The following is a 25,913-nucleotide window of genomic DNA, read 5'->3' on the forward strand; positions in this document are numbered from 1 at the left end:
GGGGACCAGTCTATTTTCGAAGGCTCCGCCATACGGCCTTCGCCGCGTTGTGCCCGGACATGCCGTGCACGCCGGGGCCGGGCGGGGTCGCGGAGGAGCAGAGGAAGACCGCCGGGTGCGGGGTCGCGTAGGGGCGGAGGGACAGCGTGGGGCGCAGCAGGAGCTGGAGGCCGCGGGCGGCGCCGCAGGCGATGTCGCCGCCGATGTAGTTGGCGTTGCGCTCGGCGAGTTCGGGCGGGCCGGCGGTGGCGCGGGCCAGGACGCGGTCGCGGAAGCCGGGTGCGAAGCGCTCGATCTGACGCTCGATCGCCTCGGTGAGGTCGCCGCGCCAGCCGTTGGGCACGTGGCCGTACGCCCAGAAGACGTGCTTGCCCTCGGGGGCGCGGGAGGGGTCGACGAGGCTCGGCTGGGCGGTGATGAGGAAGGGGGCGTCGGGGGCGGTGCCCGAGGAGGCCTCGCGCAGGGCGGTGCCGATCTCCCCGGCGGTGGGGCCGATCTGGACGGTGCCGGCCCGGCGGGCCTCCTCGGCGGTCCAGGGCACGGGCCCGTCGAGCGCGTAGTCGATCTTGAAGGCGGCGGCGCCGTACTTGTAGTGGTCGTAGTGCCCGCCGAAGCCGGCGATCCGGGCCAGGGCGGTGGGCGAGGTGTCGAAGACGTAGGCGCGGGCCGGCGGCAGGTCGTCGAGCCGCTTGACCTCGAAGTCGGTGTGGACGGCGCCGCCCAGGTCCTTGAGGTACGCGGCGAGGGCGTCGGAGATCGACTGCGAGCCGCCCCGGGGCAGCGGCCAGCCGCCCGCGTGCGCGGCGAGCGCGAAGACCAGGCCCACGGCGCCGGTGGCGAAGCCGCCGAGCGGGGCGATGACGTGACCGACGAGCCCGGCGAACAGCGCGCGGGCCTTCTCGTCCTCGAACCTCCGCATCAGCCAGGTGGACGGCGGGAGTCCGGCGAGGCCGAAGCGGGCGAGGGTGACCGGATCGCGGGGCAGCGCGGTGAGCGGCAGCTGCATGAAGTCGCTCGCCAGCGTGTCCCACTTGCCGAGGAAGGGGGCGACGAGCCGGCGGTACGTCCCGGCGTCGCGCGGCCCGAAGGAGGCGGCGGTCTCGGCGACGGAGCGGGCGAGGACGGCGGCGGTGCCGTCGTCCCAGGGGTGGGCCATGGGCAGTTCGGCGTGGAGCCACTCCAGGCCGTACCGGTCGAGCGGCATCGTCTTGAAGACGGGCGAGCCCGCGCCGAGCGGGTGCACGGCGGAGCACGGGTCGTGGCGGAAGCCGGGGAGGGTGAGCTCCTCGGTCCTGGCGCCGCCGCCGACGGTGGACCTGGCCTCGAAGACGGCCACGGACAGGCCGCGCCGGGCCAGTTCGACGGCGGCCGTCAGTCCGTTGGGCCCCGCCCCCACGACGACGGCATCGAGCATCGACGTCTCGTTCGTCACCTTCGGACTCCTTCGTCAGCCGATGGCCAGGACCCCCAGGATAGGCGGGTGGGAGAACGCGCCTCACACGCCCCCGAGGAGCGTCCGGATCCGCTCGGCGGTCGCCGCGTCCCGGGCCGTCGTGAACGGCAGCGCGTTGCCCCCGGCGATGCGGAACGGCTCCCCCGCGATCGTCGTGCTCGCGCCGCCCGCCTCGGCGACCAGCAGGAGGCCGGCGGCGTGGTCCCAGGCGTACTCCCAGGAGAACGCGGTCCCGGCCAGCTCGCCGCGCGCCACGGCGAGGTACTCCAGACCGGCCGAGCCGCAGGGGCGGGGCCGGACGCCCTCGACGGTCAGGCCGAGCAGGGCCCGCTTCTGGTCCGGGGTGGTGTAGTCGGGGTGCGAGGTGGCGACCTCCAGGACCTCGCCGGGCGCCGGCGAACCGGAGCATATCCCCTGCCCGTTGAGCGTGGCGCCGCGTCCGCGCACGGCGACGGCGAACTCCTCCAGGGCCGGCGCGAAGGTCCAGGAGGCGAGGACCTCGCCGTGCCGGGCGAGGGCGACGAGGGTGCAGAAGGCGGGGTCGCCGTGGACGAACTGGCGGGTGCCGTCGACGGGGTCGACGATCCAGACGGGGGCGTCGCCGCGCAGCGCCCCGTACACGGCGGGGTCGGCGTGGACGGCCTCCTCGCCGACGACCACGGACCCGGGCAGCAGGGCCGTGAGGGAGGCGGTGAGATGGGCCTCGGCGGCCCGGTCGGCGACGGTGACCAGGTCGTGCGGCCCGTTCTTCTCGACGATGTCGTCGGCGGCGAGCTGCCGGAAACGCGGCATGATCTCGGCGGCGGCCGCCTTGCGGACGGCCTCCTCGACCTCGGCCGTACGGCCGCCGAGGACCTGCTCAAGGAAGTCTTCGATCATGCCCCCCAGCTAAGCACGGCCCGCTGACAACCGGTACGCCGCATTCGTCGTCCCCCGTTCCCCCGGGGAGTACCCTTTGGCCGAGTTCACCCCTTACACGCAGGGAGGGTTCCCGTGCACGGCGCCTACCACGGCGAGTACAAGGTCCCCGGCGGAAAGCTGGTGGTCGTCGACCTCGACACCGAGGACGGCGTCCTGCGGAACGTCCGGGTCGCGGGCGACTTCTTCCTCGAACCGGACGAGGCGATCCTCGCGATCGACCGGGCCCTCGAAGGCGCGCCGGCCGACACGGACGCCTCGGGGCTCGCCGCGCGGATCGACGCGGCGCTCCCTCCGGGCACGCGGATGTTCGGCCTGACCGCGGAGGGCGTCGGGATCGCGGTCCGGCGCGCCCTCGCCCACGCCACGGACTGGACCGACTACGACTGGCAGCTGATCCACGAGCCCCCGCAGTCCCCCGCGCTGCACATGGCGCTCGACGAGGTCCTGACGGCCGAGGTGGCGGCCGGCCGCCGCCCGCCGACCCTGCGGGTCTGGGAGTGGAGCGCCCCGGCGGTGGTGATCGGCAGCTTCCAGTCCCTGCGCAACGAGGTCGACCCGGAGGCGGCGGAGCGGCACGGCATCCAGGTGGTGCGCCGGATCAGCGGCGGCGGGGCGATGTTCATCGAGCCGGGCAACACGATCACGTACTCGCTCTCCGTCCCCGACGCCCTCGTCCAGGGCCTGTCCTTCACCGACAGCTACGCCTACCTGGACGACTGGGTGCTCGGCGCGCTCGGCGACATGGGGATCCGGGCCTGGTACCAGCCGCTCAACGACATCGCCACGGACGCGGGGAAGATCGCGGGCGCGGCGCAGAAGCGGCTCGTGGCGGGCGAGGGCGCGGTCCTGCACCACGTGACGATGGCGTACGACATCGACGCGGACAAGATGACCGAGGTGCTGAGGATCGGCCGGGAGAAGCTCTCCGACAAGGGCACGAAGAGCGCGAAGAAGCGGGTGGACCCGCTGCGGCGCCAGACGGGGCTGCCGCGCGAGACGGTGATCGAGCGGATGATCGCGTCCTTCCGGAACCGCCACGGCCTCACGGAGGGCCACCTGACGGAGGACGAACTGACCCGCGCGAAGGAGCTGGCGGAGTCGAAGTTCGGCACGCAGGAGTGGACGGCCCGGGTGCCGTAGCCGCCGCGCAGGGTGGCGGGATGCGCGTCGAGGGGCCGGTGAAGCCCGGTCTGCGGATGGAGTGCGCCGACGGGCGCCGACTGGTGCTGCTGCGGGGGTCGGCACCGGCGCTGTTCGCCCGGCAGCGCGCCACCCACCGCGGGGTGCACTGCGCGCGGACCGGCCGGTCCGGGAGTACGAGGAGCGGGTAGCCGCCCTGGACGGCCCGGACTCCGGGATCCGGGTCGCGAACGAGAGCCGCCGGCTCGCGGAGACGCTGCGGCGGATCGCCGACTCGCGCGATGCGACCCGGGCCTGGCCGTTCCCTGGCGGAGCCCCGGCCCGGGACGCGGCCGCCGCCGCTCACGTCCCCGGCTGGTCCCCCGACGTCGACCGCTGATCCCGCTCCCGGTCACCGCCTCGGTCATCAGTCCGTCCCCGTGGCCGGGTGACTCCTCCCCGTCCGTCTCGTTGATGCCCACGCGGACCGGGGCGCCGTACGTGCGGAAACGTCTCCGCACGTACGGCGGCCCGGACCGGGAGCACGGTGTCGACAGGGCGGAGATCAGGTGGGACGGGCGAGGAAGCTCATGGCGGCGGTCGCGGGCGCGGTGATGGCGGTGTGCCCCCTCGGGATCGCGCCGCCCGCGCACGCGGTCGTCGGGGGCCGGGAGGCCCGGCCCCATCAGTACCCGTTCATGGTGGGGCTCGTGGACCTGGCCGAGCGGCGGGTGATGTGCGGCGGGGCCCTGGTCGGCGAGCGGTACGTGCTCACCGCCGCCCACTGTCTGACCGGCTCGTACAGCAGCACCGCGCGCGTGGGGGTGCTCCTCGGCGACCACGACCTGACGCGCCGGGACGACAGTCCGAACGCGGTGCTCGCGACCCCCGCCGCCTTCCTCACGCACCCGGACTACGACCCGGCCGCCCAGCGCGACGACATCGCGCTGGTCCGGCTGGCCGAGCCGGTGGCGTTCAACCGTGACGTGCGGCCGGTCGCCCTGCCCGTCCGGTACGCCCACGGCACCTTCGACCACACGCAGGTCGAGGCTCCCGGCTGGGGCACCACCTCCTTCGGGGGCCGCACCTCCGACGTCCTGCGGACCGTGGTCCTCGGCACCATGAGCAACCCCACCTGCGGGGCCCGGGGCATGTCCCAGGTCACCGCCGCCCAGCTCTGCACGTACGCGCCCGGGCGGGACACCTGTCAGTACGACTCCGGCGGCCCCCTGGTCCACACGATCGCGGGGCGGCCGTACCTGATCGGTCTGGTCTCGTACGGGAAGGGGTGCGCGACCGACACCCCCGCCGTGAACACCCGGGTCTGGTCCTACCTCAGCTGGATCGGGAGGACCGCCGGTCCGCTCCCCCGCGTCTCATGAGGGCGGTGTACAGGAGCAGCGCGGCGGCGAGGCCGACGGCCCAGCCGTAGTCGGCGAGCGGCTTCAGGAAGGGGACGAGTCCGTCCTCGGGGAACGGGCCCGTGCCCGGCGCCGAGTGGGAGCCGCCGACGGCGAGGACGCCGCCGACCGCGAAGGCGAGGACGGCCGCCGGGTTCCAGCCGCCCCGGTACCAGTAGGGGCCGTCGGCCCGGTAGAGGCCTTCGAGGTCGAGGACGGTCCGGCGGACGAGCCAGTAGTCGGCGATGAGGATGCCGGCCACCGTGCCGAGGAGCCCGCCGACCAGACCGAGCCAGGTGAAGATGTACAGCTCGGGGGTGGCGGTGAGCTTCCACGGCATGACGAGCACGCCGACGACGCCGGTGATCAGCGCTCCCGTACGGAAGTTCACCAGCCTCGGCGCGAGGTTGGCGAGGTCGTACGCCGGGGAGACGACGTTCGCCGCGATGTTCACGGAGAGGGTGGCGACCAGGACGGTCACCAGGGCGAAGAGCAGCCCGAAGACGTCGTCGGTCTTCGCGGCGAGCGCCACCGGGTCCCAGACGGGCGCCCCGTACACGGCCTGCGAGCCGGAGGTGACGAGCACCGAGAGCAGCGCGAACAGCGTCATGGTGGTGGGGAGTCCGAGGCTCTGCCCCAGGACCTGGGAGCGCTGGCCCGCGCCGAAGCGGGTGAAGTCGGGGATGTTGAGGCTGAGCGTGGCCCAGAAGGCGATCATTCCCATGAGGGCGGGGAAGAAGACGGGCCAGAAGTCGGCACCCCAGCCCAGCTTCGACGGCTGGTCGAGGAGCGGGCCGAGGCCGCCCGCCTCGGCCGTGATCCAGACGAGGAGGGCGAGCGCGCCGACGATCACGAAGGGCGCGGCCCAGTTCTCGAAGCGACGCAGGGCCTCCATCCCCCGGTGGATGACGGCGAGTTCGAGCGCCCAGAAGAGGACGAAGCAGAGCCACAGCGTCCAGGGCTGCCCGCCGACCTCCGACGCCTCCGCCCAGCCGCCGCCGAAGACCTTGTCGAGCAGGACGAAGACGCCCTGGCCGCCGATCCAGGTCTGGATGCCGAACCAGGCGCAGGCGACGCCGGCCCGGACGAGCGCGGGCAGGTTGGCCCCGCGCAGTCCGAAGGAGGCGCGGGCGAGGACGGGGAAGGGGATGCCGTACTTGGGTCCGGCGTGTCCGGTGAGCAGCATCGGCACGAGGACGACGACGTTGGCCAGGGCGATGGTGAGGACGGCCTGCTTCCAGTCCATGCCGAGGGCGACGAGACCGGAGGCGAGCATCCAGGAGGGGATGTTGTGGGCCATGCCGACCCAGAGGGCCGCGAAGTTGTACGTGGTCCAGCGGCGGTCGGCCACGGGGACGGGGAGCAGGTCGTCGTTGGCGAAGCGGGGGTCGGCGGGGGCCGTGCCGGGGGCGAGCCCGACGCGGCCGTCGCGGACGCCGGAGGGGCCGGATCTGCCGGAGGGTGCGGTTGCGGTCATGGACGGAACCCTTCGTTCGGGGGCGGAACGAGGCCGTGCGGGGCGTGGGGTTCTTGACCGTGCGGAGTCTTGTCCCGTGGGACAGGGGCGTCAAGGGAGGCGGAGGGCCCTGCCGCCCGCCCTCACCCGTTCGGGCGAAATGCCCTGATCGGGCGGTCACTTGACGGAGCACCTGTTCCGTGATGAACAGTTCTCCGAGAACGGCACCGGTTCGACGCGTCAGAAGGAGCCCAGCGGTGGCAACGCTTTCGGAGATACGAGCCCTGTTGGGTGAGTCCCGGTTCGACTGGTCGGATCCCGCGCCGTGGAGCGCGTTGGAGCAGGAGCTCGGCGTCGCGTTCCCCGCGGACTTCCGCGAGGTCGTGGACGCCTACGGTTCGGTCTCGGTCAACGGGCAGTTGCATCTGATGCACCCCGCCACCCATCTCCTGCACGACCTGGGAAGCTTCGTCGGACAGGAGATCGAGTTCTGGCGCGAGGAGGACATGGCCGAATTCCTGCCGAGCCGGGCGGGGGCGGGGCCCGGGGAGCTGCTGCCGGTGGCGACGGCCACGACGGGCGAGATGATCTTCCTCGGCGTTCCCGAGGGGCCCTCGTCGCCCTGGCGCGTCCTGGTCCAGGAGATGGACAGCCCGTCCTGGACCCTCTACGAGATGACGTTCGGCGAGTGGCTGCTGGCCTACCTCAAGGGGCGGGACGTGACCCTGCGCTCCCGCGACCGCGCGCCCGACGGTCCATTCTGCACGCCTCTTCCCTGATCCGTGATCGTTAATCCCTTTCGACGGGATCCATTGACAGGGGTTTTACCTACTGGCTACATTTACGACGTATCTATCGACTGCGGGCATGGATGACAGCTCAGTCGATTCAGCTCTTACCGGACATGAATATGGGGTAGGCCCGTTCCTCCCGCGGTGGCGCGGAGAGGACGACGGCCAGGAATCCTCTCCATCGCCGGTCGAAGCCGGCGACTGATGCCGCAGCAGGACGGACGACCCCGTGCGGGCGCCCGGTACGCCGTCCGCCCGGTGCGTGATCCCGCGCTCCGCCAGACCCTGTGACGAGGGTCCGAGGGCGGCTCGGCGGAACGCGCAGTCGCTCTGGAAGGCAGGACCCAGCCGTGGTCCACAGAATCCTTTCTCTCAGTCTTACGTTCCGTAACCTGATCATCGGCGTGGCAGCGGCCGTGATGGCCCTGGGCTTCTTCCAGCTCCCACGGGCGGCGTCGACGGACGTCTTCCCGGAGTTCGCTCCGACGCGGGTGCAGATCCAGGCCGAGGCGCCGGGTCTGTCGGCGGCCGAGGTCGAGCAGCTCATCACCGTCCCGCTGGAACAGGACCTGCTGAACGGCGTGGCCTGGCTCGACGAGATCACCTCCGAGTCCGCCCCCGGCCTCTCCTCCGTCGACCTGGTCTTCGAGCCGGGCACGAACGAGCAGAAGGCCCGGCAGGCCGTCCAGGAGCGGCTGATCCAGGTGGGCGGCCTGCCCCAGGTGGGCAAGGCACCGGTCATGATCCAGCCGCTGTCGTCGACGAGCCGGGTCATGATGATCGGCCTCTCCTCGAAGGACGTCTCCCGCATCGACATGTCCGTCCTCGCGCGGTGGAACATCAAGCCGCGCCTGCTGGGCATTCCCGGCGTGGCGAACGTGGTCATCTGGGGTGAGCGGGACCGGCAGCTGCAGGTCCGGGTCGACCCGGAGCAGCTGCGCAGCCGGGGCGTCTCGCTGGACCAGGTGGTCCGCACGACCGGCAACGCCCTGTGGGTGTCGCCGCTGACCTTCGTGGAGGCCTCGACGCCGGGCACCGGCGGTTTCATCGACACTCCCAGCCAGCGGCTGGCGATCCAGCACGTGCTGCCCATCGCCAAGGCGCAGGACCTGGCTTCCGTGGCGGTGGAGGACACCGCCGACAAGCGGCTGCGCATCGGTGACGTCGCCACCGTGGTGGAGGACCACCAGCCCCTCATCGGCGACGTGACGCTGAACGACGGCCCCGGGATCATGCTGGTGGTCGAGAAGTACCCCGACGCCAACACCCGCGAGGTCACCCACGCCGTCGAAGAGGCGATGACGTCGCTCCAGCCCGGACTGTCCGACATCACCGTCGACACCCACGTGTACCGGCCGGCGTCCTTCGTCGACACGGCGCTCGACAACCTGGGCCTGTGGGTGGTCGTGGCCGTGCCCGCCGTCTCGGTGCTGCTCGGCCTGTACTTCCTCTCCTGGCGCGTCGCCCTGATCAGCCTCGTGTCGATCACGCTGGCGGAGATCGCCGCCCTGTGGGTGCTCTATCTGCGCGGCACGACCTTCAACATGATGGTCCTCGCCGGGCTGACGATCGCCCTCGGCGCCGTCATCGACGACATCGTCATCGGATTCGACCGCATCCAGAGACAGTTCCGGCGCGAAGATCACGGATCCGACGAACGCCGGTCGGTGGCCGACGTCGTGGTCGACGCCACGGCGGCCGTGCGGCGGCCCGCCTTCTTCGCCACGCTGATCCTGCTGCTGGCCGTGGTGCCCATCGTCTTCCTGAGCGGGGTGGGCGGAGCCTTCGCGCGGCCGCTGGCCCTGTCCTACGTGCTCGCGGTGCTCGCCTCCACCGTCGTCGCCCTGACCCTCACGCCCGTACTGGCCGCCACTCTGCTGGCGCGCACCAGGCTCGGGCACCACCGCAACCCGGTGCTCGGGTGGCTCCACCGCGGCTTCGACCGGATCAGCCCCAAGACCCTCCTCCGGCCGGGCCTGGCGCTGGCCGCGGCCGCCGTGCTGGCCGGCACGGGCTTCGCGGTGTGGCCGCAGCTCGACGGCGCGTCCCCCGTCCCGTCCCTGCACCAGCGTGAGCTGCTGATCCAGGTGGAGGCGGCGCCCGGCACCTCGCTGCCGGAGATGGACCGCCTCGGCCGGGCGGCGGCCGACGACCTGCGCGCGCTTCCGGGCGTCGAGAGCGTGGGCGCCCACGTGGGCCGCGCCAGGGAGTCCGACCAGGTCGTCAACGTCAACTCCGGCGAGTTCTGGGTCAACCTCAAGAGCTCGGCCGACTACGACAGGACCGTCGCCGCGATCAACCGCACCATGGACGACCAGGCCGGCCTCGACAGCGAGGTGGTGACCTACCCGCAGGCACGGCTGAACGAGGTCCGGGCCGAGAACGGCGACGGCGCGCCCGTCGTGGTCCGCGTCTACGGCAACGACCTGGGCGTGCTGCGGAAGCAGGCCGAGCAGGTGAGAAAGGCCCTCTCGCAGGTCCCCGGAATCGTCAGGCCGCAGGTCCCGGACGTGGTCCAGGAGCCGACCCTGGAGGTCAAGGTCGACCTCGCGGCGGCCCAGAGCCACGGGCTCAAGCCCGGTGACGTCCGCCGCACGGCCGCCACCTACTTCTCCGGTCTGCCGGTGGGCAGCCTCTACGAGGAGCAGAAGGTCTTCGACGTCGTGGTGTGGGGTTCGCCGGCGACGCGCTCCGCTCCGCAGAAGGTCCAGGACCTCCTGATCGACACGCCGAAGGGCGGCGCCGTGCGCCTCGGCGACGTCGCGACCGTCCGTGTCACGCCGTACCCGACGGTCATCGAGCACTACGCCACCTCGCGCAGCCTCGACGTCGTCGCCGACGTCAGCGGCCGTGACCTGAACACCGTCCTGGACGACGTCAGGAACCGCGTCCAGGCCATGCCGATGCCGTACGAGTACCACGCCGAGGTGCAGAGCGACGTCGCCCACCAGCAGAGCCAGGACCTGCACATCGCGGGGCTCGTGGTCGCCGCGCTGCTCGGCGCCTTCCTCCTCCTGCAGGCGGCGTTCGGCAGCTGGCGGGCGGCGACGCTCGTCCTGCTGGCCCTGCCGCTGGCCGGCGTGGGCGGCGTGCTGACCGCGTTCGCCGTCGGCGGCGTCACGTCGGTCGGCGCGCTCGGCGGCTTCCTGCTCGTGCTGGGCATCGCCGTGCGCAACCTGGTGCTGCTCGTCCGCGGCTACCAGGAGACCGAGGCGCGCCCGGACGGCACCGTCGACCCGCAGCGCATCGTCGACGCCACGCGCGACCGGGTCGGCCCGGTCCTGCTGACCGCGCTCGCCACGGCGGTCGCGGTGCTGCCCGCGGTCGTCCTCGGAACGATCGAGGGCATGGAGGTGCTGCACCCGCTGGCCGTCGTCGTGCTCGGCGGACTGGTCACCTCGACCCTCGTGACGCTGTTCATCGTGCCCGCCCTCTACATCCGCTTCCACTCCTCCCCCGGCGGCCTCCGACAGCGTCGCACGGGCCCGGAACCGGGCCTGTCGACGGCCGGCCCGGCCCCGGGCGCGGCAGCCGCGGACGACGGCAGGACGGAACGGCGGGAAGCACCCCGCAGCGGGTCCCGCCGGCGTCTCGGCAGGCGCCGGTGGGCCGCGGGCCTGTCGGCCACGGGGCTGCTGCTCGCCGGTGGAGCGAGCCTGTCGGCCTGCGGCGACTCGCAGCCCTCCGCGGCCTCCGCCGCCGAACACTCCGAGCAGCCGCCCGCCGAGATCGAGAAGGTCCCGGAAGGAGAGATCCCCCGTCTGACCCTGGCCGAGGACACGATCACACGGCTCCACCTCACCACGGAGCCGCTGCGGCAGGCGCCGCTGGACGGCGCCGGCCCGCCGCGGACGCTCATCCCGCTGAAAGCAGTGGTCTACGACCCGGAGGGCGAGACCTTCGCCTTCACCAACCCGAAGCCCTTCGTGTACGTCCGGACCCCCGTCGAACTGGGGCAGTTCGGTAAGGACCACGCGGTCGTGAAGTCCGGCCTCGCGCCGGGCACCCACGTCGTGACGGTCGGGGCCGCCGAACTGCTGGGCATCGAGTACGAGACGGACGGCGAGCACGAATGACTGAGGAACGCCGCACTCTGATGCGCTGGATCGTCCGTTCCAGCCTGCGCTTCCGCTACCTCGTGGTCGCCGCGGCCGCGGTGATGATGGTCGTGGGCATCACGTCGCTGCCCCAGACGCGGGTGGACGTCTTCCCCGAGTTCGCCCCGCCGCGGGTGGAGATCCAGACGACCTGCCTCGGCCTGTCCACGGCCGACGTGGAGTCCCTCGTCACCGTTCCGCTGGAACAGTCCCTCAACGGCCTCGACGGGCTCGAGGACCTGCGCTCCGAGTCCGTGGCACAGCTCTCGTCGGTCCAGCTGATCTTCCACGAGGGCACCGACCTCTTCAAGGCGCGCCAGGAGGTCCAGGAACGGGTGCAGCAGGTGTCGCCCAGCCTGCCGACCTGGGCGGCCCCGCCGGTGATCATGCCGCCCGTCGCGGCGACCAGCCGTGTCATGAAGATCGGGATGTCCTCGGAGGACCACTCCGACAAGGCCCTGATGTCCATGTCCATGACGGCGTACTGGGAGGTCAGGGCCCGGCTGCTGCGCGTGCCCGGCGTCGCCAACGTGAGCATCTTCGGCGAGCGGCTGCAGATGATGACCGTCCAGGTGGACCCGCTCAAGATGCAGACCCACAAGGTCAGTCTCGACGACGTCATGGAGGCCACCGGCGACTCGGTCGACTCCGGCCTGCTCAAGTTCACCACCGGTTCGGTCATCGGCACCGGCGGCTGGATCGAGACCCCCGAGCAGCGCCTCGGCATCCGGCACGTCCTGCCGGTCGTGACGCCCACCGACCTCTCCCAGGTGCCGGTGCACACGACGGGCGACCGGACCGTCCGGCTCGGGGACGTGGCCCTGGTGAAGGAGGCCCCCCAGCCACTGGGCGGCGACGCCATCGTCGGCGGCGACCCCGGTCTGCTGCTGATCGTCGAGAAGCTGCCCTGGGGCGACACCCCGGAGATCACCAAGAACGTCGAGAAGGCGATCGAGTCCCTCGAACCCGGCCTGCCCGACATCACGTTCGACACGACCATCTTCCAGCAGCAGGACTTCATCCACACCGCGATCGAGAACCTGACCCAGGCCCTGGTGCTCGGCTTCCTGCTGGTCGTCGTGGTCCTCGCGGCGTTCCTCTACGAGTGGCGCGTCGCACTGATCAGCCTGCTGACGATCCCGCTGTCCCTCATGGCGGCCGTGCTGGTGCTCCACTGGCGCGGGGACACCATCAACACGATGGCCCTCGCCGGACTGGTGATCGCACTGGGCGCCGTCGTGGACGACGCGATCATCGACGTCGAGAACATCCTCAGACGGTTGCGCGAGCATCGGAGAGCCGGCAGCGACACGTCGGTGGCGAAGATCATTCTGAACGCCTCGCTGGAGGTCCGGAGCCCGATCGTCTACGCGACGATGATCATCGTCGTGGCCACGGTGCCGGTGTTCCTGCTCCAGGGAGTGGCGGGCTCGTTCTTCCGGACGCTCGCCGTCTCCTACACGCTGGCCATCATCGCCTCCATGGTCGTGGCCCTGACGGTGACCCCCGCCCTGTGCCTGATCATGCTGCGCAAGGCCAAGGTCGAACGCCGGCAGTCCCCCCTGCTCCGCGTGCTGCAGAACGGCTACACGGCGGGGCTGCGGCGCATCGTCAAGCGGCCGGTGAACGCCTACCTGGTGTCGGGTGCGCTCGTGGTCGTCGCGGCCCTCCTGGTGCCACAGCTCAGCCAGTCCCTGATGCCCTCCTTCAAGGAGCGGGACTTCCTGATGCACTTCATCACCACACCCGGCACGTCCGTGCAGGAAGAGCAACGCATGGTCTCCCAGGTGAGCCGCGAGGTACGGGCCATCCCAGGGGTGCGCAACGTCTTCGGGGCCCACATCGGGCAGGCGTTCCTGGGCGACGAGATCGCCGGGGTCAACTTCGGCGAGGGCTGGATCAGCATCGATCCCAAGGCCGACTACGACAAGACCCTCACGAAGATCAAGGAGACCGTGGCGCGGTACGCCGGCGTGGAACAGGACGTCCAGACGTACCTCAACGAGCGCGTCGACGAGGTGCTCACCGGCTCCAAGTACCCGGTCGTCGTCCGTCTCTTCGGCGAGGACCAGAACGTCCTGCGCCAGAAGGGCCTGGAGCTCCAGGAGAAGATCAGCAAGATCGACGGCACCGAGGACGTCCACGCCGACCTGCAGGTCGAGGTCCCGCAGATCCAGGTGAAGGTCGACGTCGACAAGGCGGCGAAGTACGAACTGAAGCCCGGTGACGTGCGCCGCGCCGCGTCCACCCTCGTGGCCGGCGAGGAGGTCGGAGACATCTTCCGCGACGGCAGGGCCTACGACACGGTGGTGTGGAGCACCCCCGAGACCCGCGACAACGTGGCGGCCATCAGCCGGCTCCCGATCGACACGCCCGCCGGCACCCCGGTGCCCCTCGGCGACGTCGCCCAGGTGGTCATCGAGCCCCAGCCGAACGTGATCGCCCGCGAGAACGGTTCGCGTCACCTCGACGTGAACGCCTCCGTCTCCGGACGCGGCCTCAGCTCCGTCGTCTCGGAGGTCAACGAGGCGATCGCCTCCACGGACTTCCCCCGCGGCTACCACACCGAGCTCCTCGGCGAGCACGAGGAGCGGCAGGCCGCCCAGCGGGTCCTGTTCTACAGCGCGATCTTCGCGGCCCTGGCGGTCTTCGTACTGCTCCAGGTCTCCTTCCGCAGCTGGCGGCTCGCGCTGCTGTCCTTCCTCACCCTGCCCATGGCCCTGGTCGGCGGCGTCCTCGCGGTCTGGATCGCCGGCGGGAACATCACGCTGGGTTCCCTGGTCGGCTTCTTCACCGTGCTCGGCATCGCCGCGCGCAACGGCATCCTGCTGATCAACCACTACCAGCACCTGGAGGAGCACGAGGGCATGGCCTTCGGGCCCGCCCTGGTGCTGCGCGGTGCGCGGGAACGGCTGTCCCCCATCCTGATGACCTCCCTGGCGACCGGACTCGCGGTGCTGCCCCTGGTCTTCCTCGGCAACCGGCCGGGCCACGAGATCGAGTACCCGCTCGCCGTGGTCATCGTGGGCGGTCTGGTTACGTCCACCCTGCTGAATTTGCTCGTCGTACCGTCCTTGTACCTGCGTTTCGGCAAGGGCTTCAGACGGCACCGGCCGCACGATGAGGCGGCCGCCACGCACTGAGGCAGGCGGCGGACGGGGCCGCCGCCTCTCGGTGGAGCCCCACCCTGGCTCCACCGAGAGGAACAAGCTGAATGCCCCGCCGCCTTCGTGCGTCCGCTGCCCTGCTGAGCCCCGTCGTCGCCGCGCTGCTGCTGGCCCCCGGCGCGTCGGCCACCGACGCCCCCCGGGCGTCCGCCACCGCCCCGGCGAAGAGCGGCCCGAGCTCCCAGGGCGACTGCGGGCGGCCCCCCGCCCTTCGTCCGCACACCTTCCCCGCCCGTCCGAGGGTGAACAACACGTTCCTCCCGCTGAAGCCCGGAACCCGGCTGGTCCTCACCGGCGACGTCGCCGGTGAGGACCACCGCGTGGTGACGACGGTGACCGACCTGACCAAGGTCGTCGACGGCGTGCGCACCGTGGTGGTGTTCGACCAGGACTTCAACGGCGACGAGATCCAGGAGTCGGAGCTGGCGTTCTTCGCCCAGGACCGGCGCGGGACGGTCTGGCGCCTCGGGGAGTACCCGGAGATCTACGAGAACGGCGAGCTCGTCGGCGCGCCCGACACCTGGATCTCCGGCGTGGAGGGGGCCAAGGCGGGCATCGCCATGCTCGCCAGGCCCCGGGTGGGCACCCCCACCTACACCGAGGGGCTGGCCCCCGAGATCGACTTCCTGGACTGCGCCACGGTGGTCCGGACGAACCAGAACGCCTGCGTCCCGGTCGGCTGCTTCCACCACGTCCTCGTGACGGACGAGTTCGCGCCGCTCGACCCCGAGGGCGGCCACCAGCTGAAGTCCTACGCGCCGCACGTGGGCAACATCAAGGTGGAGCCCGTGGGCGAGGCGAACCCGGAGACGCTGTCGCTGACCGAGTTCACCCGGCTCGACCGCAAGGAGCTCGCCGCCGTCCGCAAGGAGGTGCTGGCGCAGGACGCGCGCGGTTACGAGATCAGCCCGGACGTGTACGGCACCACCCCGCCCGCGCAGCCGGCCCGCCCGAAGGGGCTGCCGGTCCTGCCGTAGCACGGGCCCGTGAGGGGCGCGCGGCACCGCGCGCCCTTCAGCTCCGGTTCAGGTGACGCGGGTCACAATCGGGACATGCGCGTGCTGATCGTGGACGACGAGGAGCGCTTCGCCGAGGGGCTCCGCAACGGCCTGGAGGCGGAGGGCTTCGCCGTCGACGTCGCCCTGGACGGCACGGACGGCCTGTGGCGGGCGCGCGAGCACGCGTACGACGCCATCGTCCTCGACATCATGCTCCCCGGCCTGAACGGCTACCGCGTCTGCGCCACCCTGCGCGCCGAGGGGAACTGGACCCCGATCCTCATGCTCACCGCCAAGGAGGGCGAGTGGGACGAGGTGGAGGGGCTCGACACCGGCGCCGACGACTACCTGACGAAGCCCTTCTCGTACGCCGTGCTGCTCGCCCGGCTGCGCGCGCTGCTGCGCCGCGAACCGCGCGAGCGGCCCGCCGCCCTCACCGCCGGCGACCTGCGGCTCGACCCGGCGGCCAAGGAGGTGTCCCGGGCCGGGGTGCGGGTCGAGCTGACCGCCCGTGAGCTGGCCCTCCTCGAGTTCCTCCTGCGCCGGCGCGGCGAGACCGTGTCCAAGCACGAGATCCTCGCGCACGTCTGGGACGACGCCTTCGAGGGCGACCCGAACATCGTCGAGGTCTACGTCCGGCACCTCCGGAACAAGCTGGACCGCCCCTTCGGCCGCGCGTCCATCGAGACCGTACGGGGCTGCGGCTACCGCCTGGCCCCCGACGGGGGGTAGGCGGCCATGGGCGTGCGGTTCTGGTCGGCCGTCGCGGCCGTCCTCGTCGTGGCGGTGGGCCTGATCGCGGGAGCGGTGGCCCTGATCGGGCTCCTGCGGGCCGAGCTGACCGACGACGTGCGGCAGGCCGTGCGGGGCCGGGCCGAGCAGGTGGCGGCCGTCATCGAGTCGGGGCGCGGGGTGCCGTCGCTGACCGTGGGCGACCAGGACGAACAGTTCGTCCAGGTCCTGGACGCCCGCGGGGACGTGATCGCCGCCAGCCCGAACGTCGAGGACCTGCCGGCCCTGGCCGACCCGCGACAGGGCTCCGAGTCCACCCTCAGCACGCCGCTGGACGAGGACCGTTTCCTGGTGGTGGCGGTGACCGCCGGAGCGCCCGGCGGCGACCGGACCGTACTGGCCGGGCAGACGCTGATCGGGGTCGACGAGTCGACCCGGATCGTCACCCGACTGCTGGTCACGGGGCTGCCGCTGCTGATGCTCGTGGTGGCCGGCGCGACCTGGATGGCGGTCGGGCGGGCGCTGGCGCCCGTGGCGGCCATCAGGTCGGAGGTGGAGGCGATCTCGGCGGCGGAGCTGCACCGCAGGGTGCCGCTTCCACCCGGCCGCGACGAGATCGCACGCCTCGCCGCCACGATGAACCGCATGCTGGACAGGCTCGAACGGGCGCAGAGCGCCCAGCGCCGGTTCATCTCCGACGCCTCGCACGAACTGCGGTCCCCGGTGGCGTCCATCCGCCAGCACGCCGAGGTCGCGCTCGCCCACCCCGACCGGCTGACGAGCGAGCGGCTGGCCAGGACCGTGCTGAGCGAGGACCTGCGGATCCAGCGACTGGTCGACGACCTGCTGCTGCTCGCCCGTGCCGACGAGGAGGCGCTGCGCCCCCGGCTGCGGCCGGTGGACCTCGACGACCTGGTCCTGGACGAGGTCCGCCGCCTGCGCCGGGCGGCGCCCGGGCTGCGGATCGGTACGGCCGGGGTGTCGGCGGTGCGGCGGCCGGCGGACCCGCGGGGCCTGGCCAGGGTGGTGCGCAACCTGGGCGACAACGCGGCCGGGCACGCGCGCTCCGAGGTCGCCTTCGACCTCGTCGAACAGCCGGACGGCCGGGTGGTGCTGGGCGTGGAGGACGACGGTCCGGGCGTGCCGCCGGCGGACCGCGAGCGGGTCTTCGAACGGTTCGTGCGCCTCGACGAGGCGCGGTCCCGCCGGCCGGGCGACGGGGACGGCGCGGACGACGCCGGCGGCAGCGGACTCGGGCTCGCCATCGTCGCCGAACTGGTCGCGGCGCACGGCGGCACCGCCACGGTGACCGACGGGCGGCTGGGCGGGGCCCGCTTCGAGGTGACGCTCCCGCCGGACCCGGCGGGACGAGAACCGGGCCGCCGCTCCTGAAGACCGGTTCAGTTCCGTTCAGGCTCCCTTCAGCACCCGGGTGGAAGCCTCGGTGTCACGGCAGAGGAGGCAGTCATGAGGACCAGATACCCGGCGGCCGCGGTGAGCACGGTCCTGGCCGCGACCCTCGCGACCGGCGGCTGCACCGCCAGTGCCGTCGGCGGCGGAGCGGCGAGCGGGACCCCGTCGGCGAGCACCGACTGCGTACGGGTCGTGGAGGAGAACGGCAGGAAGACCGACGAGTGCCTGCCGCTCGCCCCGGAGCGGGAGCGGGTCGACCTGGGCACGCCGGTGTTCAGCAACCCCACCGAGGTCACCAACCCGCTCCACGCCAGTTCCAGGGTCCAGCAGGTGATCTACGACGGTCACGTCGACGGGAAGCCCTTCCGCACCGAGCTCACGCTGCTGCCCGACATCAAGACCGTCACCGTGAACGGCGAGCAGGTCCGGGCACGCACGCTCCAGTACGTCTCCTTCTCGGACGGGCGGGTCAAGGAGGTCGCGACCGACTGGTTCGCGCAGGCCGACGACGGATCGGTCTGGTACCTCGGCGAGGACGTCTTCAACTACGAGAACGGCGTGGTCGAGAACACCGGCGGCACGTGGCGGGCCGGGAAGTCCGGACCGGCCGCGATGATCATGCCCAGGGACCCGAAGGCCGGTGACGTCTACCGGCCGGAGAACAGCCCCGGCACGGTCTTCGAGGAGGTCACCGTCAAGGCCGTCGGGCAGACGGTCCCCGGGCCGTACGGACCCGTCAAGGGTGCGATCAGGACGACCGAGATCAACCAGGACGGCACGCGCGAGAACAAGGTCATCGCCCCCGGGTACGGCGAGCTCACCATCGACGAACCCGGCCCCGACCTGGAGGCGATCACGCTGGCCGTACCGACGGACGTCGCCCCGGGTCCCGCGCCCTCCGAACTCGCCGCCCTCTCGGCTGCGGTCCGCGCGGCGCACGCCGACGCGACCGACGCGACCGTGGCGAAGGCGCGCGCCGCCTGGGACGCGTACCGGGCCGCCGACCGCGTGCCCCAGCTGCTCGCCCAGCAGATGGACCGGGACCTCGACTCCCTCGCGGCGGCCGTCAAGGCACGCGATGCCGCGCTCGTCCGCGGTGCCGCGCTCCGGGTCGCCCAGAACGACCTCGACCTGCACCTGCGCCATGAACCGCTCGCGACCGTCGAGGCGGCCCGGCTGGCACTGTGGGCGCGCCAGACGGCGCTGGACAGCGCCGCCCGGGACACGGGCGCGGTCGCCGGGGACGCGACCAGCCTCGAACTCACCTGGGACCGCGTCAAGCACGACACGGACCCGGCCAGGGCGGCCCGGATCGACGCCGCGCTGAAGGCCTTGCGCGAGGCCGCCGACCGCAAGGACGTGCAGGCCGCCCACCAGGCGACGGACCGGCTCGCGTCCGCCCTGTAGCGCGACGGCTCCGGCTACGCGTTGAGCGCGGGGATGATGTCGGAGCCGTACGCGTCGATGGTGCCCTCGCGGTTGTCGTGCATGTCGTAGACGGCGAACTGGTCGACGCCGAGATCGCGCAGGTGGCGGAGCTTCTCGATGTGGGCCTCGGCGGGGCCCAGGAGGCAGAAGCGGTCCACGATCTCGTCGGGGACGAACTCGGTGTCGGGGTTCCCGGCGCGCCCGTGGTGGGAGTAGTCGTAGCCGTGCCGGTTCTTGATGTACGCGGTCAGCTCGTCCGGCACCATCGACGAGTGCTCGCCGTACCTGGCGACCAGGTCGGCGACGTGGTTGCCGACCATGCCGCCGAACCAGCGGCACTGGTCACGGGCGTGGGCCAGATCGTCCCCCACGTAGGCGGGGGCGGCGACGCAGATGGTGAGCGCGTCGGGGTCGCGGCCCGCGTCGGCGGCGGCCTGCCGGACGGCCTTGACCATCCACTCGGTGAGGAAGGGGTCGGCGAGCTGGAGGATGAAGCCGTCGGCCTTCTGTCCGGCCAGGGCCAGCGCCTTGGGCCCGTACGCCGCCATCCACACCGGCAGCTTCCCCTCCTTCACCCACGGGATGCGAACCGGGTTGCCGTCCACCTGCGCCTCGCGGCCCTCCGCCAGGTCGCGGATGACCTCGATGGCCTCGCCCAGGCGGGCCAGGGTGTTCGGCTTGCGGCCGGCGACGCGCATGGCGGAGTCGCCGCGGCCGATGCCGCACACGGTCCGGTTGCCGTACATGTCGTTGAGGGTGGCGAAGGTGGAGGCGGTCACCTCCCACGTCCGCGTCCCCGGGTTCGTCACCATCGGACCCACGTGGAGCTTGGTGGTGTGTTCGAGGATCTGGCTGTAGATGACGAAGGGTTCCTGCCAGAGCACGGCGGAGTCGAAGGTCCAGCCGTAGCGGAAACCGTTGCGCTCCGCCCGGCGCATCAGGCCCACGACCTCCGAGGCGGGCGGGTCGGTCTGCAGGACGAGTCCGAAGTCCAACGTCGTTCTCCTAGTTCAGGTACTGACAGGTGGCGCGCGGGGTGAAGGCCCCGTGGCCGGCGCGGCCGGTGAACTTCCGCTGCTCGATGACCGGTTCGCCGCGCGAGAGGACCGTCTCCACCTGGCCGGTGACGGTCTTGCCCTCGTACGCGGAGTAGTCGACGTTCATGTGGTGGGTCTCCGCCGACAGGACCTGGGTCGCGTGCGGGTCGTAGATGACGATGTCCGCGTCGGCGCCCGGCGCGATCGTGCCCTTCTGCGGGTAGAGGCCGAACATCCGGGCCGGGGTGGCGCAGGCGATCTCGATCCAGCGGCGGCGGCTGATGTGCCCGTCGACGACGGCCTGGTGGAGGAGGTCCATGCGGTTCTCCACGCCCGGCAGGCCGTTGGGGATCCTGGAGAAGTCGCCGCGTCCGAGGTCCTTCTGGCCGACGAAGCAGAAGGGGCAGTGGTCGGTGGAGACCACCTGGAGGTCGTTCGTCCGCAGCCCCCGCCACAGGGCCGCCTGGTGCTCCTTGGGCCGCAGCGGGGTGCTGCACACGTACTTGGCGCCCTCGAAGCCCGGCTCCGCGAGGTTGTCCGTGGACAGGAACAGGTACTGCGGACAGGTCTCGCCGAAGACGGGCAGTCCCTTGTCGCGGGCGGCGGCGATCTCGGCGACGGCCTCCTCGGCGGAGACGTGCACGACGTAGAGGGGGGCTCCCGCCACCCGGGCCAGCTGGATCGCCCGGTGCGTGGCCTCCGCCTCCAGCAGGGCCTTGCGGACCTCGCCGTGGTAGCGCGGGTCGGTCTCGCCGCGGGCGAGGGCCTGCTCGACGAGGACGTCGATCGCGATGCCGTTCTCGGCGTGCATCATGATCAGTCCGCCGTTGTCGGCGGAGCGCTGCATGGCGCGCAGGATCCGGCCGTCGTCGCTGTAGAAGACGCCGGGGTAGGCCATGAAGAGCTTGAAGGAGGTGATGCCCTCCTGGACGAGCTTGTCCATCTCCTTGAGCGTGTACTCGTTCACGTCGGAGAGGATCATGTGGAAGGCGTAGTCGATCGCGCAGTTGCCGTCGGCCTTGGCGTACCAGGCGTCGAGCCCTTCCCGCAGGCTGTGGCCGACGCTCTGGACGGCGAAGTCGACGATGGTGGTGGTGCCGCCCCAGGCGGCGGCGCGGGTGCCGGTCTCGAAGGTGTCGGAGGCGAAGGTGCCGCCGAAGGGCAGCTCCATGTGGGTGTGGGCGTCGACACCGCCGGGCAGCACGTAGCGGTCGGTGGCGTCGATGGTCCGGTCGGCGGTCCAGCCGGCCGCCGCGTCCGAGCCGTGGGCGGCGAGGGCGACGACGCGGCCGTCCTCGATCAGCACGTCGGCGTGGAGTTCGTCGGCGGCGGTGACGACGAGACCGCCGCGGACGAGGGTACGGGTGCTCATGGGACTTCTCCCCTGCCGGCTAGAGGGACCTGAGGGCCTGTTCGAGGATCGCGGCGCCTTCCTCGGCCTCGGCGACGGTGAGCGAGAGCGGTGGGGCGATGCGCAGGGTGCTGGTGTTGTGGCCGCCGCCCTTGCCGATGAGGAGCCCGTTCTCTCGGGCGGCCTCCAGGACGGCGCCGGCCGCGTCCGGGTTCGCCCGGTCGGTGCCCGGTTCGGTGAGCTCGATGCCGATCATGAGGCCGCGGCCGCGGACCTCCCGCACCTCCGCGACCCCGGCCGCGGCGGCCCGGACGCGCTCGATGAGGAGGCCTCCGACGCGGCGGGCGTTGCCCTGGAGGTCGTGCTCCAGGAGGTACGCGAGGTTGGCGAGGCCGGCGGCCATGGTGACGGGCGAACCGCCGAAGGTGGAGATGGAGTTGGCGTCGAGGCAGTTCATGACCTCGGCGCGGGCGACGACGCCGCCGACGGACATGCCGTTCCCGATGCCCTTGGCGAAGGTGAGGATGTCGGGCGGCCCGGCCTGGCCGTGGGCCTGCCAGCCCCAGAAGTGCTCGCCGGTGCGGCCCCAGCCGGTCTGCACCTCGTCGGAGATCCAGAGGATGCCGTGCCGGTCGAGGACACGCCGGAAGGCGGCGTAGAGGCCGTCGGGCGGGGAGGTGAAGCCGCCGACCCCCTGGATCGGTTCGGCGATGAGGGCGGCGACGCCCGAGCGGGTCTGGCCGAGCATGTCCTCCAGGTCGGCGACACACGCGTCGATGAACCGCTCGTCGGTGAGCCCGGCGTACGGTCCGCGGGTGCGGACGCCGCCGTGCACGTACAGGGTCTGGAGCGGGGAGAGGCCGGTGGGCGACCAGGCGCGGTTGCCGGTGATGCCGATGGTGGAGAAGGAACGGCCGTGGTAGCTGTTGCGCATCGCCAGGATCTGGTTCGAGCGGCGGTACGTGGTGGCGAGGAGCAGGGCCGCGTCGTTGGCCTCGGTGCCGGAGGTGGTGAAGAAGACGCGGGCGTCGGGGATGCCGGAGAGGCCGGCGACCCGCTCGGCGAGCTCCACCATGGGGCGGTTGAGGTAGAGCGTCGAGGAGTGGATGATCCGCCCGGCCTGCTCGGCGACGGCCTTGGTGACCTCGGGCAGGGCGTGGGCGGTCATGGTGGTGAGGATGCCGCCGAAGAAGTCGAGGTACCTGCGCCCGTGGGCGTCCCAGACGTGTCGGCCCTCGCCGTGGGTGATCTCGACGGGGTCGCGGTAGTAGAGGGCGATCCAGTCGGGGATGACGGCCTTGTGCCGGTCGTACAGGCTGCTCACGGCTGCACCAGCCCGTCGTACGCGTCGGGGCGGCGGTCCCGGTAGAAGGCCCATTGCTGGCGGACCTGTTCGATGAGGCCGAAGTCGAGGTCGCGGACGACCAGCTCCTCGGTCTTGTCGGAGGCGACGTCGCCGACGAACTGGCCGCGCGGGTCGACGAAGTAGCTCGTGCCGTAGAAGTCGTTGTCGCCGTACTCCTCGATGCCGACGCGGTTGATGGCGGCGACGAAGTACTCGTTGGCGACGGCGGCGGCGGGCTGCTCCAGCTGCCAGAGGTAGGAGGAGAGCCCGCGGTGGGTGGCCGAGGGGTTGTAGACCAACTGGGCTCCGTTGAGACCGAGTTGGCGCCAGCCCTCCGGGAAGTGGCGGTCGTAGCAGATGTAGACGCCGACCCGCCCGACGGCGGTGTCGAAGACCGGCCACCCGGCGTTGCCCGGGCGGAAGTAGTACTTCTCCCAGAAGCCCTTGACCTGCGGGATGTGGTGCTTGCGGTACTTGCCGAGGTAGCTGCCGTCGGCGTCGATCACGGCGGCGGTGTTGTAGTAGAAGCCCTCGCCCTCGACCTCGAAGACGGGGACGACGATCACCATGCCGGTCTCGCGGGCGAGGTCCCGCATCCTGCGGACGGTCGGGCCGTCGGGGACGGGTTCGGCCCAGCGGTAGTGCTCGGGCTCCTGGACCTGGCAGAAGTAGGGCGCGTTGAAGACCTCTTGGAAGCCGATCACCTTGGCGCCCTGCCGGGCCGCCTCGCGGGCGTGCTCCTCGTGTTTGGCGATCATGGATTCGGTGTCGCCGGTCCAGGTGGCCTGGACGAGTGCGGCGCGTACGACGTGGGTCATGAGCTGCTCCTTCGGCGCGGCGTCAGAGAGCCTCTACGCACGTAGACGCGGTGCGTAGGAGGAGAACGTAAGCCCCGTCACACCCCGGAGCAAGACCGCCGCCGTGAAGCGGCCGGGTCGATCATGTTTCATACCCGAGTGGTCCACGTCGGACACGTACCGACACGTACCGACCAGTACGGATTGCCCCCGGCCGCTCGCGCGCCGTCAGGGGCAGGCGCGCCGGGCGCGGCGCTCGCGCAGGGCCGCGCCCGCCCGCGCGGCGGGCCGCCCGGGGGCCGTCACGCTCCCGCCAGGCCCGCCACCCTCAGGGCGTGGAGGAGGTCGCGGGCGCGCGACGGGGACACCTCGCGGGCCGCGGCGAGGAGTCGGGGGACCAGGTCGTGCGGGTCCGCGCCCGCGAGCCGGGCGGCGTCCTCGGCGCTGCGGACCCGGACGAACGCGGTGAGCAGGGCGTGCGCCTCGCGGTGGTGGCCCTCGGCGCGCAGCGCGGCGCACGCGCCCGCGAGCTCCTCGACCGGACGGGCCACGCCCTGCCGGAGCAGCTGCTCGCAGTCGGCCGCCCGCCCCGCGTCGGCGAGCACGCCCGCGACGGCGGCGAGCCGGGCGGGCGGCAGCGAGGCCGCCTCCCAGAGCAGCGTGGACCAGTCGGCGCCGAGCCCGGCCCGGTGCAGCTCCGCCGCGAGGGCGGGCAGCCGGGCCGGCGGTGCGGCGAGCGCTTCGCAGAGCAGGACGTGCGCCTCGCCGCTGCGGCCCTGCGCACGGAGGCGCCGGAGGGCGTAGACCGCGGCGGCCGCGGCACGGTCGGCCTCGACGGGGTCCGCGGCGGGGGCCTCGGCCACGGGGGCGGGTTCGGGGGCGCCGCCGAAGCGGGCCCCGCGGGGCGCCGCTCCCCCGGCCGGGAGCGCGGGCAGCGGCGCCGGTTCCCGCTCCACCGCCTCGGCGCCCTCCTCCAGCCAGGCGTACCGGGCGCCCCGGGGGCGCCGCTCGGCCTTGACGGGCTTCGCGGCGGCCGGCGCCGGCCCGGCGACCCCGGCCGGTGACGCCCCGGCAACGGCCCCGGCCCCGCCCCTGACCCCCACCGATGTCCCCGACCCCCATCGGGCAAGACGCGCCGTCAGCTCCCCCACCCGGGCCGCCGCCCTGGCCCGGTCGTCCCGCGTCCAGGCGAGGTCGTGCTCCAGGCGGGCGGCCTCGGCCGGGTCAGGGGTGTCGCGCAGCCGCTCGGCGAGTTCGCGGCCCCGGGCCTCGGCGTACCGGCGTTCGGCCTCCATGAGGTCCCGGCGCTCCGCGAGCGCCTCCGCCCCGCCGGGGCGGCCGTCGTGGGCGTCCACGGCCGCCGCGTACAGGGTCCGGCCCCGGAGGGCGAACGGCCCGTCGACGGCTTCGCCGACGTCCTGGAGGAGGGACTCGACGACGTCCCAGGGCAGGATGTCGGTCCCGTCGAGGCAGGCGCGCAGGCCTTCCGGGTCGCGCGCGGCGAAGACCCCGTACCAGCCCTCCTCCGGCCGGGCGCGGCCCGTGAGCTCGGCCAGCCAGCGCGTGAACGCGTGTACTTCCACCGGTAGTTGATACACCGTCATGCGTCACGCACCTGCCCCGCGGTCGACTGGGGCCCTCCGGCCCGCGGGTATTGGACCGCAGTCGTGTTACGGGACGACTACGGACTGTTTTCATCCGGATGCGCGGGAGTCAGAACGTCACGACGATCCCGGTGTGCGGACGCTTCCCTAGCCGGACGATCATGGCCGGCACGTCGGTCAGCCAGTACTGCCAGGTGTACTTGCGCGAGAGCAGGCGTCGGATCCGGCGCAGCTCCTCCCCCTCCACCAGGCGCCCCGTACCGGCGAACCGCTCGGCGCCGTCGGCGACGTTGCCGCGCAGGTCGCAGACGGCGACCTCGACCCGGGGGTCGTTGCGCAGGCGCTTGACCTTCCAGGAGTCGGAGCGGGTCCACACGTACAGCTCGGAGCCCTCCGTCGCGTACCAGACGGGTGTCGCGACCCCCGTGCCGTTCTTCCGGAAGGTGGTCAGGCTGACGTAGCGGCCGCGCCGCAGCTCTTCGGGCATCATGCCCGGGAGCTTAGAGCGCGGCCTGTTCGCACGCGGCGCGGGCCTCGGTGATCTCGGGGGCGTGGGTGCGCGTCCAGGCGCAGGCCGCGTCGAGCGGGGCGGGGAGGGACCGGCCGAGGCCGGTGAGGGCGATGGCCGCCGGACTGACGCAGGCGGGGGCCGGGCGGCCGCTCACCCTGGGCATCGCCACGCCCCTGGAGACCGCCCCCGGGGTGCGGAGGGGCGGCTACAGGACGGCCGTGGGCACGGTGATCGACGGCCCGGGCCGTATCGCCCACGCCGGTCTGGCGCTCGCCCTCCTGGACGAGATCGAG

The 25,913-nt window shown here is 72.3% G+C and carries 20 protein-coding genes; 10 read left to right on the plus strand and 10 right to left on the minus strand.

The window, feature by feature from the left end; genetic code table 11:
• Positions 1-10: 10 nt before the first annotated feature.
• Positions 11-1,414 carry a phytoene desaturase family protein gene (locus ACFYUZ_RS16320; RefSeq protein WP_389310282.1) on the minus strand — a complete coding sequence of 468 codons (1,404 nt, stop codon included), beginning with the start codon at positions 1,412-1,414 and terminating at the stop codon, positions 11-13.
• Positions 1,415-1,495: 81 nt separating this feature from the next.
• Entirely contained in the window at positions 1,496-2,332 is an 837-nt protein-coding gene (locus ACFYUZ_RS16325) for an inositol monophosphatase family protein (RefSeq protein WP_389309461.1), read from the minus strand.
• Positions 2,333-2,446: 114 nt separating this feature from the next.
• On the opposite strand from ACFYUZ_RS16325, the gene ACFYUZ_RS16330 reads away from it, so the two are divergent.
• From ACFYUZ_RS16330 to ACFYUZ_RS16340, 3 genes are all read left to right on the plus strand, one after another.
• Complete coding sequence (locus tag ACFYUZ_RS16330; RefSeq protein ID WP_389309464.1) at positions 2,447-3,514, plus strand: biotin/lipoate A/B protein ligase family protein; 1,068 nt, start codon at positions 2,447-2,449, stop codon at positions 3,512-3,514.
• 20 nt (positions 3,515-3,534) lie between these two features.
• A complete protein-coding gene (locus ACFYUZ_RS16335) occupies positions 3,535-3,705 on the plus strand; it encodes a hypothetical protein (RefSeq protein WP_389309467.1) in 171 nt (56 codons plus the stop codon).
• 357 nt (positions 3,706-4,062) lie between these two features.
• A complete protein-coding gene (locus ACFYUZ_RS16340; protein ID WP_389309470.1) occupies positions 4,063-4,875 on the plus strand; it encodes a serine protease in 813 nt (270 codons plus the stop codon).
• Here the strand turns inward: ACFYUZ_RS16340 and ACFYUZ_RS16345 are convergent.
• Positions 4,829-6,370, minus strand: a complete 1,542-nt coding sequence (locus tag ACFYUZ_RS16345) for an NCS1 family nucleobase:cation symporter-1 (protein ID WP_389309473.1) — start codon at positions 6,368-6,370, stop codon at positions 4,829-4,831. The genes ACFYUZ_RS16340 and ACFYUZ_RS16345 overlap by 47 nt on opposite strands.
• A gap of 236 nt (positions 6,371-6,606) precedes the next feature.
• On the opposite strand from ACFYUZ_RS16345, the gene ACFYUZ_RS16350 reads away from it, so the two are divergent.
• From ACFYUZ_RS16350 to ACFYUZ_RS16380, 7 genes are all read left to right on the plus strand, one after another.
• Entirely contained in the window at positions 6,607-7,128 is a 522-nt protein-coding gene (locus tag ACFYUZ_RS16350; protein ID WP_389309476.1) for an SMI1/KNR4 family protein, read from the plus strand.
• A gap of 416 nt (positions 7,129-7,544) precedes the next feature.
• Positions 7,545-11,216, plus strand: a complete 3,672-nt coding sequence (locus ACFYUZ_RS16355; protein ID WP_389309478.1) for an efflux RND transporter permease subunit — start codon at positions 7,545-7,547, stop codon at positions 11,214-11,216.
• Entirely contained in the window at positions 11,213-14,380 is a 3,168-nt protein-coding gene (locus ACFYUZ_RS16360; protein WP_389309481.1) for an efflux RND transporter permease subunit, read from the plus strand. Before ACFYUZ_RS16355 ends, ACFYUZ_RS16360 begins: the two co-directional genes overlap by 4 nt.
• A 71-nt stretch (positions 14,381-14,451) precedes the next feature.
• Positions 14,452-15,381 carry a hypothetical protein gene (locus ACFYUZ_RS16365; RefSeq protein ID WP_389309483.1) on the plus strand — a complete coding sequence of 310 codons (930 nt, stop codon included), beginning with the start codon at positions 14,452-14,454 and terminating at the stop codon, positions 15,379-15,381.
• Positions 15,382-15,456: 75 nt separating this feature from the next.
• Positions 15,457-16,134, plus strand: coding sequence for a response regulator transcription factor (locus ACFYUZ_RS16370; RefSeq protein ID WP_389309485.1), 678 nt, complete (start codon positions 15,457-15,459; stop codon positions 16,132-16,134).
• Positions 16,135-16,140: 6 nt separating this feature from the next.
• A complete protein-coding gene (locus ACFYUZ_RS16375; RefSeq protein ID WP_389309488.1) occupies positions 16,141-17,526 on the plus strand; it encodes a sensor histidine kinase in 1,386 nt (461 codons plus the stop codon).
• A gap of 75 nt (positions 17,527-17,601) precedes the next feature.
• The gene (locus tag ACFYUZ_RS16380; RefSeq protein ID WP_389309491.1) at positions 17,602-18,954 is read left to right on the plus strand and encodes a hypothetical protein; all 1,353 of its coding nucleotides are present in this window, start codon (positions 17,602-17,604) and stop codon (positions 18,952-18,954) included.
• Positions 18,955-18,968: 14 nt separating this feature from the next.
• On the opposite strand, the gene ACFYUZ_RS16385 is transcribed toward ACFYUZ_RS16380, so the two are convergent.
• The 7 genes from ACFYUZ_RS16385 to ACFYUZ_RS16415 form a co-directional block, all read right to left on the minus strand.
• The gene (locus ACFYUZ_RS16385) at positions 18,969-19,970 is read right to left on the minus strand and encodes a TIGR03842 family LLM class F420-dependent oxidoreductase (protein ID WP_389309494.1); all 1,002 of its coding nucleotides are present in this window, start codon (positions 19,968-19,970) and stop codon (positions 18,969-18,971) included.
• A 10-nt stretch (positions 19,971-19,980) separates the two neighbouring features.
• Positions 19,981-21,384 (minus strand): dihydropyrimidinase, encoded by a 1,404-nt coding sequence (gene hydA, locus ACFYUZ_RS16390; protein WP_389309496.1) that lies wholly within the window; start codon positions 21,382-21,384, stop codon positions 19,981-19,983.
• A 19-nt stretch (positions 21,385-21,403) separates the two neighbouring features.
• A complete protein-coding gene (locus tag ACFYUZ_RS16395) occupies positions 21,404-22,687 on the minus strand; it encodes an aspartate aminotransferase family protein (protein ID WP_389309499.1) in 1,284 nt (427 codons plus the stop codon).
• Positions 22,684-23,526 (minus strand): nitrilase-related carbon-nitrogen hydrolase, encoded by an 843-nt coding sequence (locus ACFYUZ_RS16400; RefSeq protein WP_389309502.1) that lies wholly within the window; start codon positions 23,524-23,526, stop codon positions 22,684-22,686. Before ACFYUZ_RS16400 ends, ACFYUZ_RS16395 begins: the two co-directional genes overlap by 4 nt.
• A 281-nt stretch (positions 23,527-23,807) precedes the next feature.
• Positions 23,808-25,088, minus strand: a complete 1,281-nt coding sequence (locus ACFYUZ_RS16405; RefSeq protein WP_389309505.1) for a UL36 very large tegument protein — start codon at positions 25,086-25,088, stop codon at positions 23,808-23,810.
• Between the two features lie 130 nt (positions 25,089-25,218).
• Complete coding sequence (locus ACFYUZ_RS16410; protein WP_389309507.1) at positions 25,219-25,599, minus strand: PPOX class F420-dependent oxidoreductase; 381 nt, start codon at positions 25,597-25,599, stop codon at positions 25,219-25,221.
• A 10-nt stretch (positions 25,600-25,609) separates the two neighbouring features.
• Positions 25,610-25,783, minus strand: coding sequence for a hypothetical protein (locus tag ACFYUZ_RS16415; RefSeq protein WP_389309510.1), 174 nt, complete (start codon positions 25,781-25,783; stop codon positions 25,610-25,612).
• Positions 25,784-25,913: the final 130 nt, after the last annotated feature.

Origin of the sequence: Streptomyces sp. NPDC004266 (assembly GCF_042874095.1) — a bacterium.
In the GTDB taxonomy this organism is placed as follows: domain Bacteria; phylum Actinomycetota; class Actinomycetes; order Streptomycetales; family Streptomycetaceae; genus Streptomyces.